Source organism: Pedobacter agri PB92 (assembly GCF_000258495.1).
GTDB classification, from domain to species: Bacteria; Bacteroidota; Bacteroidia; order Sphingobacteriales; family Sphingobacteriaceae; genus Pedobacter; species Pedobacter agri.
Map to the genome: position 1 here is coordinate 36,645 of NZ_AJLG01000010.1, position 12,963 is coordinate 49,607.

At 40.1% G+C, this 12,963-nt stretch carries 12 protein-coding genes; 2 read left to right on the top strand and 10 right to left on the bottom strand.

All coding sequences use genetic code 11. The features are described 5' to 3' along the window. Positions 1 to 52 precede the first annotated feature (52 nt). From ON09_RS02790 to ON09_RS02805, 4 genes are all read right to left on the bottom strand, one after another. Positions 53 to 1,960 carry a DUF5977 domain-containing protein gene (locus ON09_RS02790; protein ID WP_010599539.1) on the bottom strand — a complete coding sequence of 636 codons (1,908 nt, stop codon included), beginning with the start codon at positions 1,958 to 1,960 and terminating at the stop codon, positions 53 to 55. A gap of 1 nt (position 1,961) precedes the next feature. Next, the gene (locus ON09_RS02795) at positions 1,962 to 3,917 is read right to left on the bottom strand and encodes an SGNH/GDSL hydrolase family protein (RefSeq protein ID WP_010599540.1); all 1,956 of its coding nucleotides are present in this window, start codon (positions 3,915 to 3,917) and stop codon (positions 1,962 to 1,964) included. 7 nt (positions 3,918 to 3,924) lie between these two features. Beyond that, on the bottom strand, positions 3,925 to 4,425 hold the full coding sequence (locus ON09_RS02800; RefSeq protein ID WP_010599541.1) for a hypothetical protein: 501 nt from the start codon (positions 4,423 to 4,425) through the stop codon (positions 3,925 to 3,927). 93 nt (positions 4,426 to 4,518) lie between these two features. Next, complete coding sequence (locus ON09_RS02805) at positions 4,519 to 8,766, bottom strand: tape measure protein (RefSeq protein ID WP_010599542.1); 4,248 nt, start codon at positions 8,764 to 8,766, stop codon at positions 4,519 to 4,521. Positions 8,767 to 9,227: 461 nt separating this feature from the next. On the opposite strand from ON09_RS02805, the gene ON09_RS02810 reads away from it, so the two are divergent. Together ON09_RS02810 and ON09_RS02815 are read left to right on the top strand one after the other, a co-directional pair. After that, the gene (locus ON09_RS02810; protein WP_010599543.1) at positions 9,228 to 9,470 is read left to right on the top strand and encodes a hypothetical protein; all 243 of its coding nucleotides are present in this window, start codon (positions 9,228 to 9,230) and stop codon (positions 9,468 to 9,470) included. Positions 9,471 to 9,473: 3 nt separating this feature from the next. Beyond that, on the top strand, positions 9,474 to 10,019 hold the full coding sequence (locus ON09_RS02815; RefSeq protein ID WP_010599544.1) for an aspartyl protease family protein: 546 nt from the start codon (positions 9,474 to 9,476) through the stop codon (positions 10,017 to 10,019). Between the two features lie 47 nt (positions 10,020 to 10,066). On the opposite strand, the gene ON09_RS02820 is transcribed toward ON09_RS02815, so the two are convergent. The 6 genes from ON09_RS02820 to ON09_RS02845 form a co-directional block, all read right to left on the bottom strand. Then, entirely contained in the window at positions 10,067 to 10,513 is a 447-nt protein-coding gene (locus tag ON09_RS02820; protein WP_010599545.1) for a hypothetical protein, read from the bottom strand. A gap of 451 nt (positions 10,514 to 10,964) precedes the next feature. Continuing rightward, positions 10,965 to 11,090 carry a hypothetical protein gene (locus tag ON09_RS26450; RefSeq protein WP_262495807.1) on the bottom strand — a complete coding sequence of 42 codons (126 nt, stop codon included), beginning with the start codon at positions 11,088 to 11,090 and terminating at the stop codon, positions 10,965 to 10,967. A 23-nt stretch (positions 11,091 to 11,113) separates the two neighbouring features. After that, a complete protein-coding gene (locus ON09_RS02830; protein ID WP_010599547.1) occupies positions 11,114 to 11,668 on the bottom strand; it encodes a hypothetical protein in 555 nt (184 codons plus the stop codon). Positions 11,669 to 11,715: 47 nt separating this feature from the next. Further along, positions 11,716 to 11,964, bottom strand: coding sequence for a hypothetical protein (locus ON09_RS02835; RefSeq protein WP_010599548.1), 249 nt, complete (start codon positions 11,962 to 11,964; stop codon positions 11,716 to 11,718). Between the two features lie 11 nt (positions 11,965 to 11,975). Next, the gene (locus tag ON09_RS02840) at positions 11,976 to 12,542 is read right to left on the bottom strand and encodes a hypothetical protein (RefSeq protein WP_010599549.1); all 567 of its coding nucleotides are present in this window, start codon (positions 12,540 to 12,542) and stop codon (positions 11,976 to 11,978) included. A gap of 32 nt (positions 12,543 to 12,574) precedes the next feature. After that, on the bottom strand, positions 12,575 to 12,963 hold a 389-nt coding region (locus tag ON09_RS02845; protein ID WP_010599550.1), incomplete at its 5' end, for a hypothetical protein.

Below are 12,963 nucleotides of genomic sequence, written 5' to 3' on the forward strand. Positions count from 1 at the left end.
ACCATACATTCATGATTGGGTATTCATATTTACCTAACTAAAGCAGTAAGCCTTATTCTATAATCACTCCGGTTTCGCAATCTCCACTTCCAGCAATCGAACCGCTAGAATAATAATCAATATGTGCACCCGGGCCACTGCTAGTATAATAGAATCCATTAGGAATATATTCATTCCCAGCTTCGTAATTTCTCACATACACTTTATTATCTACATTATTGAGATAACCAATAATATCGTTGTCAGGATTTCGTACATAATCCGGTCTCGAAATAAAGGTGCATGTTTGGGGGTAATTGGTTCTAGCGTATGTCAAAAATCTAAGCGGAGTATAAGTAACTGGACCACTATTTACACATCTTCCCAATGCATCTGCGTTTGCCTGGCCATCAACATTGAATGAAAGATCGAGATATCCCTGGTTCATAGCATCAGCGTAACTAATAATTGAAGTATACTTACGTTCAAATTTTACAGCTTCACCTATAAACCCAATCCCACATCCCTGTTTCTGGAACGTTCCTATTCTTGAAAACACGTAAATTCCTGGGCTTTGAATTGGTGGTTTAGGTTGTCCACTCTGAGCCTGCTTAATCTGCTGCCTGATTAACCTGGTGTATGGATCAATAATTGGATAGTCAGATAGTGTGAGTTCATTATCCCACTCACTTCTTGCATAGAAAGTTTTAAATGACTCAATAGGGATTAACCTATCAACTCCTAACGGTCCATCAATCAGTCTGACCTGATCAGCAACTTCCAGTTTAATAGCTTGCCTTTTGAAGTGCATTCTATCAGGGGTAACCGCATAGTTACGCTTGTGGAAGTTATTGGCTTTGTAATAATCTAAACCAAAATCGTACAATTGTTGCTCTGCCAATTGCACTAATTCAGCCGGCGGATCCATGTCAACAATGATGAATGTATCGCCAACTTCTGCATGCAAATCCTGACTTGGAATTTCTAAATCCTTTTCGCTTTCGACTTTATTGACAACAAATGTTTTATTGGTATTATCGTATGATGCCACCTCTATTTCATAACCGGCAAGCAAGCCCGTCTGGAAAATAACCTTTGCGGTGAGCACTGGCAGCAATTGATCATTCAAATTAAATGGCATCGCTGATGCACTGAAAGAAAATTCATTTCCGACAGATGTAACCGTCCCCAAGTATTGCGGGAAAATTTCAGGGAAAGTTATAGTTTCCTCATTTAATGGTAAGGTCGTTGGCAACTCAATTGGATTATCCAACTGAAGCGTGTTTGCATAGTTACGATATCCGGCAGGAAGATTACGGGAGCCACCGAATACTGACAAGCGGGTTATTGGTGCAGACTCATCATCCTGGGGTGATCTGATTATATTGTATAATCCGTTACCCTGGCCATACTTGAAAATCAATCCATTATTCTTTGCCTTACTGGTAAAGTTCATTTGGTTGCCATTCATCCAAAATTCGGTCTGGAATTCGCTCACTAATTGAGCGATAGCGCTAAGGCAATTTAAATTATCGAAACTTATATTCCTTGCCTCCGTAACTTCCACGGTTCCAATTGTCCATTTGCCTGGGTTATCCCTGTCAAGGTTCATCTTAATCAATCCAACGAAAACAGAAAGATCACCCATTATGGTAAATGCTTTCTCCTTCAGGTTATTGGTTGGATTAAGGAAAAAGTATTTCACCCGCTTCATCTTGTAATGCTCTGCTTCGAAAACGCACTGAAAACGATGTTTACGAGAATCAATCTTCTCAACTGTTGGTGGTTTGGAAATCAATGAATATGTGGTTCCCAATATTTCTACACTATCATCCAATTGCAGATCAGTGGGGGTATCACCAATCTGCACCCAGTTTAATGTCGCAAAGTCAATCCCATTACGTTGTTTTTGAACATAGTCACCAAGATCCGGCGGGATGTTGGTGAGGATAGGCGTGTTGCCTCGTTTAATGGTTAGCATGTTATAAAGCCAATTGATTGATTTTACTAGATATCATATCACCCGCTCGCTGTACCCCTTTAGGCGTCATGTAAATATGCAAGCCATCATTCGCAAAATCTCTGATTATATTTTCTGAGGTTATTCCGGATTCACCATACATATCTAAAACAGGACATGCCAATTGTGCGGCCACCTCTTTTAGGATTTTGACGTAATCATACAACGTAGCATTTACGTTATTCATGGAATCTCTACCTGGAAACTCGAAAGGATTATTTCGTTGAACTGGAGTAATTATAAGTATTTGCACACCCGGATTTTGAAAACGTATTCTTTCAATTGTTTGCCAAACCCCTCCGTAAAATGTTAAAACATTGGTTTTAGTTCCAGGGCTTCCTAATGGGATCGACCTTGCAAAATCATTTGTTCCACCCCATAAAACAATTAAGTCGGGATTGTGAGAGGCTATCAGCTGTGATCTGTAATACATATTATTCGGATTACTACCGACTGTTTGCCCGTTTGAATCCACCCACCCTGTTCCGGCAACTGCCTGGTTAATTCTGGTTGAAGAGAGTTTTAAACTAACATATTGTATGATGCGGTCATCTTTAGAAATACTATCACCATCATATAAAATAGTCTTGTCCTTAGTATTTATGTTGGCATTTATCATTGCTACAGTAGCAACATCAACCCCGTCTATTTTAACCCCCTTTGCAAGATAGCTTGCTTCAATCTCCCTACCATTTACTTTGCTTATAGTTTTGTTCGCAGCAAATGCTACATACTGGCTCGCAGATTCTCCGGATTCAACCTGTATAGTATCGAAAACGGCATTGCTTGAAGTATCAAACTTATCAGTAAATCTTAGTTTTACTGCATTACTTGGAATTGGAAGTGTTGTGTTAGGATTTGAAAGCTTTCCAAATCCAATAATCGAACCATTCATATCTAAAAACTGATATGGATTGAAACTGCCCGAAAGTCCTGATACAGTAACATGAGCCAGTCCGAAAACTGTGATTGCTGGTGATGCGCTAAAATTTTGAGGCGAATCAACTAAAGCTTGTTTATAGCTCCCATCAATATCTACATACCAACCGCTAACACGAGCGGATTTATCGTAAAGATTTTTGCTGATGCTTCCGCTTTTTGTATATTCTGCTGGAGCTTCAACTTTTTTACCATTTATTGCGGTGATTGCAGTATAGGTTCCGAAGGACTCAAAATCCGTAGCTACGTTTCCTGATTCAACTTGAACAGCATTTAGAAGTGAAATATCTGTTTGAAACCATCTTAGCGTAAATCGGAATTTAACAGCATTTGCTGGGACAGCTATCGTTTTAGGAAATGAAGACATTGGACCAAATGAAACAACATTGCCGTTTGCATCTAAAAATTGATAAGGATTTGCTATCGGCTCTACCGGTTTAGGTATCACCCCTGAAACAGTTATCACATCCAATTCAGATACATCAATTAAGGCAGAACAAGAAACGTCAGTTCCAGAATAGACTTTATACGTGCCATCAGTATCAATAAAGTGGCCGACATCTTCAGTTGTTTTATTAAATATATTTTTACTGATGTAGGTATTACCATCTTCAGAAAAAATGGGCAGCGAAACATCGACGGGCGTGAACACAGCTTCCCAATGTGCAGGGTCGATAGCACGTAACTTGGCGGATAACACCTTCTTGCCGTTAATCTCCGAAGGAATAGTAATGGGCTGATTTGATACGCTTAGAAAATTTGGGTATGTTACTCCAACTGTCGCTTCGTATTCAGTTCCAGCAACAGCTAATCCAGGGGAAGTATCAGCATTTGCGACTCCTTTGTAATCGCCCCTGATGTTAGATATTGAAAATAAATTAGTACTACCGTTTTGAGCGATACCCAAAATCTTTGCCCCAGCGATGCTTTGCGCTAATGGAATCTCGTCAATAGGTTGGTTTTCGTTATTCTCTTCCATGTTAAAATTATGTTGCTGTGTTTAATAATGATCCTGATGTTGTTAGTAAATAGCCCCCACCCTTTTTGGTCAGGAAGGCAAATGGTTTAAGCAGGCTTGGTATAGGCTCAATGAATGTCACACTGTATTTAGCGCCAATCTTGCTTTGTCCTGCAACTGGTGACAATCTCTGGTAATTATTCATTTTGGAGTAATACACGAAGAATGACCTTCCCAAATCACCCACAAATAATCGCTTAGTGCCGGGGGATCTTAGCAAGTTGAGGAATGCGTTGTAGTTGGCCCAAAACTGTGTTTCACTAGTTGCATGAATGGCAAGATTGAGCGTGATCTCTTTTTCTTTAAACTTTGGATCTGCTAGATCAACCTCTATCCCATTCATTTCTGCCCAATCCACTTTATATGGCTCTTTAAGATCTGGAAGCTTCAAAAAGTCATTGCTACCAGATTCCACATACACCCCAATTGTGCTCAGATCAATCCCGCCTAAAGTGTATTTGTATGCCATGAGTTAATTCCGCTTCGCTAAAAACAAAATTATCCCATATGCCTATTATATAATGGTTTCCGATTCTACCATTAGGGGAACGTAAGCAAGGAACTACGGCCCCGGTTGCCCTGATCCACTTAACAACGGATTGTAGTTGCCTGGTCCTTTCATTGACTTGAGTATATCTCTCACCTCCGCCAAAGGTTGAGTATTATCAGCTGTACGGCGGGTATTGGCTTCGATCATTACGAGTTGATCCAGACCACTCTTAGCTGTCAGATATAAATCCCCTAAAGACTTACCGCCTCCTAGTGCAACTGTTGCGGCTTCAACTTTAACCAATTGTAAACGAACACCTGCAGTGTAACCAGATAGAATATTAATGCTATCCTGCGAAGCAGATGTAAGAGCGCCCTTCAAAGAATTGCTGTTATTAGCATCTTTACCAGTCAAATCAATACCTGTCGCTTTACTTAATGCTTCCAGATCAGCCTTTGCTTTCTCGCTGGCCGTTAGATAGGATTGGCGAAGTGTTTCAATTTCCTGTGCAGTCAGTCCACCTTCTGAAAGTTCAGCAAATTGGGTGTAATAAGCCTGAAGCTGTTTCCTGATGAATTCCCCTTTGAAAGTCTTTAACAAAGAGTTTTGCATCATTTGCTCAAACGTCTTCCCAAAATCCTGTGTACCATCTGTAAGAGTGGATATAAAATCATCAGCGATTTGTTCCAATGTGGTGCCAACCGTTTCAGCACGTAGATTATTTACCAGTTGTTCAGCCGTTTCCTTTGCTTTAATCAGGTTTTGAACAATGGTTGCTGTGTTGGCATCAAGTTTACCCTCATCAAGTAATCGCTGCAGGGTGTTGATGTCGGCCGCTCCTACTTTGGAAATTATACCTTTATCAACTAGATTGTTGAATAAAACTCTTTCGTTGCCTTTTTCCTGTAAAGTACCGGTATTGTATTTTTCAATTAATTCATCAATTATTTTGTTCCCGGTTAAAATATACTTTCCTGCTGCATCAACGGCATACTTCGCCTGATTCTCCTGCGCCTGTTTAATAGCAGCAGAATAATCACGAATCCGATCGGTTCCATAAACATCATTCAATAATGCAACCTGACGTTCGAGAGCCTTATTTAAAGCTTCAGTTTGTTTGTTCTGCAAATCCCTGGCATAAGACGCCTGTGCTTCGCGTTGCTCCTGTTTGCTGAATAGAGAAACAACACTTTGGAAGATAGAAAGCCCGGCGCCAAAAATTCCTAACCCCGCGGTAAGCTGGCCTGTAACACTTCCTTTGCTTTGGGCTAACTGAAGATCCTTAAATCCTTTTTTGATATTTCCAACCTGTCCCAAAACATTGCCAAGTGTTCCGAGTACCTTTCCAAATGCTGCATCAATCCCGCCAACTCCTGCTGCTATCTCATCTACCTGTCTGGCCAGATCCAATAAGGCCTGACCACTACCTTCACGGATGGTGACTTCAACATCGTCAAAGTATTTCTTTACTTTGGCAATTTCAGCAGGATCAACAATGACGCCTGACTTAATATCTTTCCCCAGTTGAGCACGGCCAGCCTGTAAAACTTTTAACGCTTGCTTTTGCGATAATGATTCAATGCCTTCAAATAAGGCTTGATAACTATCTAATTTCTTAGCATTCGCATCATCCAATTCCTTTAAATCCTTTTCATAGCGTTTAGTCCGTTCTACCTGGGCAGATGGATTTGATTCCAGATCAGCAAAATCACGTTCGTAGTTTTGAATGAGTACTTTCCTTTTCTCCGCATACCCCATGAACTCCTTCAATAATGCATCGGTGCGTTTTTGAGCAGCGCTTAACGCTTCCTTGTTCGCATCTTCCAGAACTTTAGCCTGCTGAGTAGTAATTCCGCCATTACCTAAATCGCCACCTTTTGCCTTATCATCGTAGCCCAAAATTTTAGCCTGTTGATCAGACAAATATTGTAAATAGGTACGATCGGTATTGATCAACTTATCATATCGCTCTTTTGCCTTTGCTTCACCAAAAGTTAACTTGAACTGCTCAAATTCTTCGTATAACTTCTTTTGCTCGTCAAGTGTTACCTTTAGCTTAGTAGCAGCCTGTTTGTCAATTACCGTATCATTCTCGCGCGATTCTGCTTGCGTAAGACCGCTTGTGTTTACTTTCAGTCCAAGCTTTTTGTTATCCGGATCATTGTTGAAACGCTTAGCTTCTTCCCTTAGCTTAGCATACTTGGTTTTAACTGCTTCAACCTCCTGTTGATTGGCATCAAGCTGAGTATTCAAACCTTTTTTAGTGAGCTCATCGATCTTTTCCTGAAGCGATCGCTGTTGATTAAGTTCCACATCATGCTTAGGAGTAGCACCAGGCTTTTTCAATCGCTCCTGTAATTCGGCAATACGCTTACTTACATCACTACCGGCAATCGCTGATCCGGCCTTTTTTTTCAGTTCAGTAATACGCTTTTGAATGGCAGATATTGAAGTCAATTCCGAATCAGCAATTTCTTTGTTCGCACTAACCTGCGTTTTCTTCGACTGGTCAATCGCTTTACCAATTTTCAAGTGTTCTGTACGATAAGCTTCGGCCTGTTTTTTCAAAGTAAGAATATGGGCTTCCGTTTCTTTCCTGGTAAACGATGGACCTTCTTTACTTTTTTTCGTGAACTCATCAATAGCCTTTGCCGTTTTGACAATAGCCATTTCATTCTCCTGATATGAATTGCGTAACTCTTTTAGGTTTTTCTTCGAGTAGTCCAGTTCTTTTGATGCTTTTAATTGAGATTGATTTGTTCTGGCCAGATCCCTTGCATCATATAAGTTTCTCCTTGACCTGGTTTCTGCACCGGTGAAAGTGGTAATATCAGTCATAAAATCAAGGAAACTGTCTCCACGGGTTAACTGGTAGAAAACATTTAATGCTTCCTTGGCTCCCCTTACTATTGGCTCGAATAAATTTTTGCTTAAAAACGATCCCTCACCCGCTAAAGATTGGAGCGTGGAGTATAGTCGGTTTAATTCAGCATTCAGGCCACTAATACTTTCGCCAGCCTTATCACCGTAAGCTTTATCTAATTCCAGTGCAAGTTTTGGCAGCATTTCACTTGCGGTAACCTGTCCGGTCTGCAATAACTTACCTAGCTCTTGCTCTGTTACACCCATTGCTTTGGCGGCCATTGCAAAAGCACCTTGTAAACGCTCAGATAACTGACCACGTAACTCTTCACTTTGAACAGTACCTTTACTGATCATTTGTTGAAGGGCAAGGAATGTACCTTGCAAGGTATCATTCGACAAGCCCAAAACTGCACCTGCTTTGGCAACCGATCGGAATATCTTTTCAGATTGCATCAAATCAAAATTCGATGCTTTTGCTGCTGCGATGAATGATTTGTAGGAATTGGCGATGCTGAAATATTCAACCCCAATTTGATCAGCGAACTTTTTAAGTTCAGCAAGCTTTGCATCTGCAGCACCTTCAGATCCAAGGATGAATGTTAAAGGGGTTTTGAGCCGTTGAAATGCCAGTGTTTGATTGAATACATAGGTTAACGCATTACCAATAGATAAATATGCTGCTGCAAATCCTAGTAGATCCTGTGCCGTACTTTGAATTGCTCCGCGATAATTACCAACGTTACGCTGATGATTACCCATGGATGCATCAAATCGTTTTAATGCGTCGTTCAGCTCGTTGTATTCCTTAATACGTGCCCGCATCAATGGCGAAGTACTTTGGAAACCACCCGCTACATTTCTGATCTGATCACCTAACTGTTTTAGCCTTTGCTGCGCTTCACGATATGATCCGGATGCGGCCTGTTGTTCACGCCTTGCAGCCCTTTGAGCCTCTACCTCTCGTCTTCTTTCAAGTGTAAGTCTGGCTAATTCAGTACGATGATTCTGCTGATCAATTCGGCCTTGCGCTAATGTTTGGTTAAGCGCTTGTTGGGCGACTTTATTCCTTTCTAATTCAATTCGGTGATTCTGCAAAGAAATTTTGCCGGATTGGAGATCATTTTTAAGCGCCTGCTCAGCAGCACGCAATCGCTCCAATTCGCTCCTGTTTTCTTGCTGACTAATCCTCCCCTTCTCAACTTCAGCTCTATATTCAGCCGCTTTCTGTCTTAACTTTTCAGTTTCAGCCTGCGATTCAGCCAGGGTTTTCTTTAAAGCAAGTTGCGCCTGCTGATATCCAGTCAAGGGCTTAGTATCAAATCCATTGGCCGCAGTAATACCTAATTCAGCAAGTGTTTTCTTTAATTCCTGCGCATTCTTTCTAGCCTCATTAATGTTTAAGGTTGCTGTGAAATTTAGTCCCCTGGTACCATTTGCTTTAATCTTAACCGCCATACAACAAAAATACCCGTACGCAGTGGGGCGGTGTTGGTTTGGGGGTTACTTGGGTAGGGTGGTAAAATAGAAAGCGGTAAGAAAATAATTGTTGGTTACATTTGCTTATCAAGTGTTTTGGGTTTCTCGGAAATTGAAGATACACTTATTTGTAACAGATTTGTTACTTTTTATTAACTGCTAATGATATTAGTAAAAAATTGCGTTTAAAGCTAAATTTCCATATATGGAAACATTTTTCAAATATTTTGCGGACTTTGATAAATATATTTGCAATAATCAATTCACGTTCACAGTGATTTTGTAAACCAAAGTATTAATTTAGACGTTAAATAAGCAAGTATGCGAAAATTTAGATAGTGCCTGCGGGTATTTTTTTGTACAACAGTGTTTTATCAAAAAAATATTTCTAATTTTGCGCTCCCTTAAAAAAGCTAAAATAACCTCATAATAAAACTCCAATGCTTGAAAAAGAATTCAAATATTATCTAGATCACCAAAAAGAACTTGTACAAAAATATAATAACCGTTTTGTTGTGATACGGGGAGATCAAGTTGTTGGTGATTACGCAAGTCAATCTGATGCATATAACGCTTCATCCAAACAATATGAGCTTGGTACATTCTTAATACAACATTGCACTAGCGGCCTAGATGGTCATACACAAACATTTCACTCCAGAGTCTTTCTTAAATTTGCATAATAATTGTCTAAATCTCTCACTCTCAAGGGGGCCGGAATTTTACGGGTAATTGAAACGCCTATAATCATTCATAATCCCGCAACAAATAACAGTATAAAGTATAGTGCTATTTGGGACACTGGAGCTACTGGCTCTGTTATTACCAAAAAAGTTTCAGCAGACTTAGGCTTGATTCCGACAGGAATGAGCCATGTCAACACCGCAAACGGCGTTGCAATACAAAGAACCTTTACCGTTGATATTTCTTTTACTAATGGGGCAAAGGCAGAGGGAATCGCCGTCACCGAATTAGATGATTTAGCTGGAGACAGCGAAGTTCTAATAGGTATGGATCTTATTTCATTAGGTGATTTTTCAATAACAAATCACAATGGAAAAACATGCATGTCGTTTCGTATACCTTCCGCTCACGAAATTGATTATGTCGCAAGCCCCAACTTTGGAGTTGTAAAAGTCACCCCAGCAGCAAGTGTTCCACAAGCTAAGCCCAATGATAAGTGTCCATGTGGTAGTGGCGAAAAATATAAACGTTGCCACGGAAAACGGTAATAGTTCAACAATTCCAGCCCCCGCCCAACAAGCGTGGGCTTTTGTTTTTACACCAATGTTACTCTCCTCACCATCACAAATCCTATTCCTGCAAGTCCTACCAACATTAATGATATATAATCATCAATCGGGCAATTCGCTACTCTAAAGTTTACCAGCTTCCCGTTCTGGTAATAATTGTTAGGGTATTGTGTTGGACTGCCATCATTTTTATAATCAACCCAGCAACCTGTCCCCGGCACAACATCAGAAATGTTTACGGCGTAGGTTGTTGAAGCGCTAGCTCCGGGAGGGCAAGTGGCCGTATAAGAAACGGCAGTAGTGTAGAATTTACCTGGAGGTTCGCCAGACTGAGGATTTGTATATATTCTGTCTACAGTACTCCTTCCGGCGCTTCCCGCGACCGGGACAAAACATCCAGTCTGACCAAAACAGTTAATAGCACAGCAAGCCAACACGACTAGCGTGGCAAAAATTTTAAACGGGATAGACATTTGGCAAAGATGCAGTAAAATAATTTATCCCTTGTTAAGTTAATGTGATAATACCCACAACTAGATGTATCAACTATAGTCCACTGGATTTCGTACACCGCTCACCATAACGATTCTACACTTTTCAAAATCTATGTATGATTAATCAGCACGATTAACTTACAACTTGTAGGACTTTTCCGTTGTTTTCCAAAACAAACAAAAGCGATTTTCGTTTAGGATGGGTAATTATCGTCTATTTCCTATGATTAAAATAACACACGAAACCTCAGTTAACAAATTAAATTCTATTACTCTTGGTGACCAAATTGTTGATGGCTACGAATCCCAAGGCTCGGTAGTAAAAATTTTAAAAAATTCTAGTCCAGATTATATTGAATTTAAATTTGTTCTACACAACAAACAAATGATTTACATTCTTAGCTCGCGTAATTAAATGTGAAGCGTTTAATTAAAACAACTCACTTGCATCTTTCACTTCCATCTTTTCAGTGGCTGGTTCTGCTTCATCACTTTGAATAGCACCCAGGTAAAGCATGTAGTTTTTCCATGAGGTTTCCCATAATAGGGTGTCCATTGCCATTCCTCCTTTGAAATATCTTAACGCACTTCCCAATCCTGAGTGTGGGAGGCTATCGACTCTCTCCCGTCTAATGGACTTGCGTTTGGTTGTAGGATTTTTACTGTCCCCTTCGCCAAGGCAATAGAATTCAAAAAAGACTGCATCCCTAAATTTTCAAGAATTGGAAGTAAGGTGTTGTAGAGATCTTCAGCTTCAAAATTATCATTGATAAACTCAATCAATTCAGCATCAGGTTCCCTTTTACTATTCTGAATACCGGCAGCAACAATATAAACCACATCATCCAGATGATCATTGATCACCGGAATCATACTTTCGCTCATCGATCCGTTAAGTATGGTATCAGGCAACTTAACTGCCTGGCCTGCGATACGGTACATATTCCCAACTACACACGGATTAATCACAAACGATCTTTCCAATTCCTGCACTGGAACTGGTCTTCGTAATAACTTATCAAATAGGCTGCGCTTTGGTAATGTTTTTGGCTCTTTAATTTGAACAGTTACAGTGTAAGCAGGCTTATCAATAAGTGTTTCTGTGATGCTGGATAAAATCTCTTTTTCTTCCATAAATTGTTTTCAACTAAAAATCCCCCTAGCTAGTAGAGGGATTCTATTTAATTTGTTGCTTGATCAAATTCTGACGTTTCGGGTTCAACCGGTTTAGTCTCTTCTGATTTGATGCGCTTTGGCTTCTTTTCCAATTTGACTTTCTCAGCTGGTTCGACAGTTTCTTCAACTATCTGCGTTCCCTTTTCTCCGTGTCGTTTAGCAAACTCGTCGCTCACCTCAACAACATCTCCTTCTTTATGTAGGGTATTAGTAGCTTCTACCAATAAACCCTGCTTAAATTTAACCCACTTCATATGAAGAAAAATTAAGCGTTGGTTGAATCAATTGGAGTGCCATCATCAGTCACCCATGTTTTAATGCTAATAGCATCCTTTTGAGATGTTGTAGTTTTGAATGAACCAATTTTAGCAGTTAACAAAAGTTGCTGAACTGAATTTTTGTTGTAATTACCTGTATAAGTCATCACCACATTGGTGTTTGGCACAACTGTAATTAACTTGCGGTTGTCTTTAACGCTTCGTGTTGTGATACGAAGAGCAAGTCTTGCAACTTTACGTTTAGCCAAGGTAACCGTTTTGGTTGTTCCTGCTGTATACTCGTTGTTTTCAAGCATGTTCATGATAACAGGTTTCTGCTCCAAAACACCGATCACAAACTGATCCGCTTCTCCAGTTTGATAGAATGTAATTTCCGCGATATCCTTATCTTCAGGAACTAATTCTGTTTCTGTATCAGCGTTCCTTGTGTAGGTTGCTGTATCTGGAGCAATGTTTTCAAGTCTTGTCCAGGTTGCGGCTGAAAGGCCAGCTTCAGTAAAGAAGGCTGGAGCAATCTCAACCATTTCAATACCACTTACATAACTACTTGCCATAATATAATTTTTAATGCCTTGGTAGGCGGTTTTTAAATGTTTTTAAAATTGTCCTGAATGGACTGATATCTAAATCTGATGTTAGCAAAATAACTTCCGTCGGTGTCTTGCAGAATCACCGCCATATCTTCAACCCAAACTCTAAAACTCGCACTATATACACCATCAATAAGTGGCATAATTGCTTTAGCTAAAGTACTGAGGGCTTGTTGATCGGGCAATAAAACCGTCTTACCATTGACAGTTGATGAAACGGCTGGAGCATAACAATTAACGTTGCCAAAACCAATCTGATCAGCTGTGTTGCTGATGGATATGCTGTTGACGACAATCCCTTTTACTGTGCTGGCTGTACTCTTTACTGATGGCTCAACTTTGCCGCCACTTAGCAAGCTTTGAATGGCCGCGATAGTGTGTACGT

Bases quoted from the DNA above. Each gene is read 5' to 3' on its own strand.
- ON09_RS02790 (WP_010599539.1), bottom strand. From the start codon at position 1,960: ATGCTAACCATTAAACGAGGCAACACGCCTATCCTCACCAACATCCCG.
- ON09_RS02810 (WP_010599543.1), top strand. From the start codon at position 9,228: ATGCTTGAAAAAGAATTCAAATATTATCTAGATCACCAAAAAGAACTT.
- ON09_RS02805 (WP_010599542.1), bottom strand. From the start codon at position 8,766: ATGGCGGTTAAGATTAAAGCAAATGGTACCAGGGGACTAAATTTCACA.
- ON09_RS26450 (WP_262495807.1), bottom strand. From the start codon at position 11,090: ATGGACACCCTATTATGGGAAACCTCATGGAAAAACTACATGCTTTAC.
- ON09_RS02820 (WP_010599545.1), bottom strand. From the start codon at position 10,513: ATGTCTATCCCGTTTAAAATTTTTGCCACGCTAGTCGTGTTGGCTTGC.
- ON09_RS02795 (WP_010599540.1), bottom strand. From the start codon at position 3,917: ATGGAAGAGAATAACGAAAACCAACCTATTGACGAGATTCCATTAGCG.
- ON09_RS02835 (WP_010599548.1), bottom strand. From the start codon at position 11,964: ATGAAGTGGGTTAAATTTAAGCAGGGTTTATTGGTAGAAGCTACTAAT.
- ON09_RS02800 (WP_010599541.1), bottom strand. From the start codon at position 4,425: ATGGCATACAAATACACTTTAGGCGGGATTGATCTGAGCACAATTGGG.
- ON09_RS02840 (WP_010599549.1), bottom strand. From the start codon at position 12,542: ATGGCAAGTAGTTATGTAAGTGGTATTGAAATGGTTGAGATTGCTCCA.
- ON09_RS02830 (WP_010599547.1), bottom strand. From the start codon at position 11,668: ATGGAAGAAAAAGAGATTTTATCCAGCATCACAGAAACACTTATTGAT.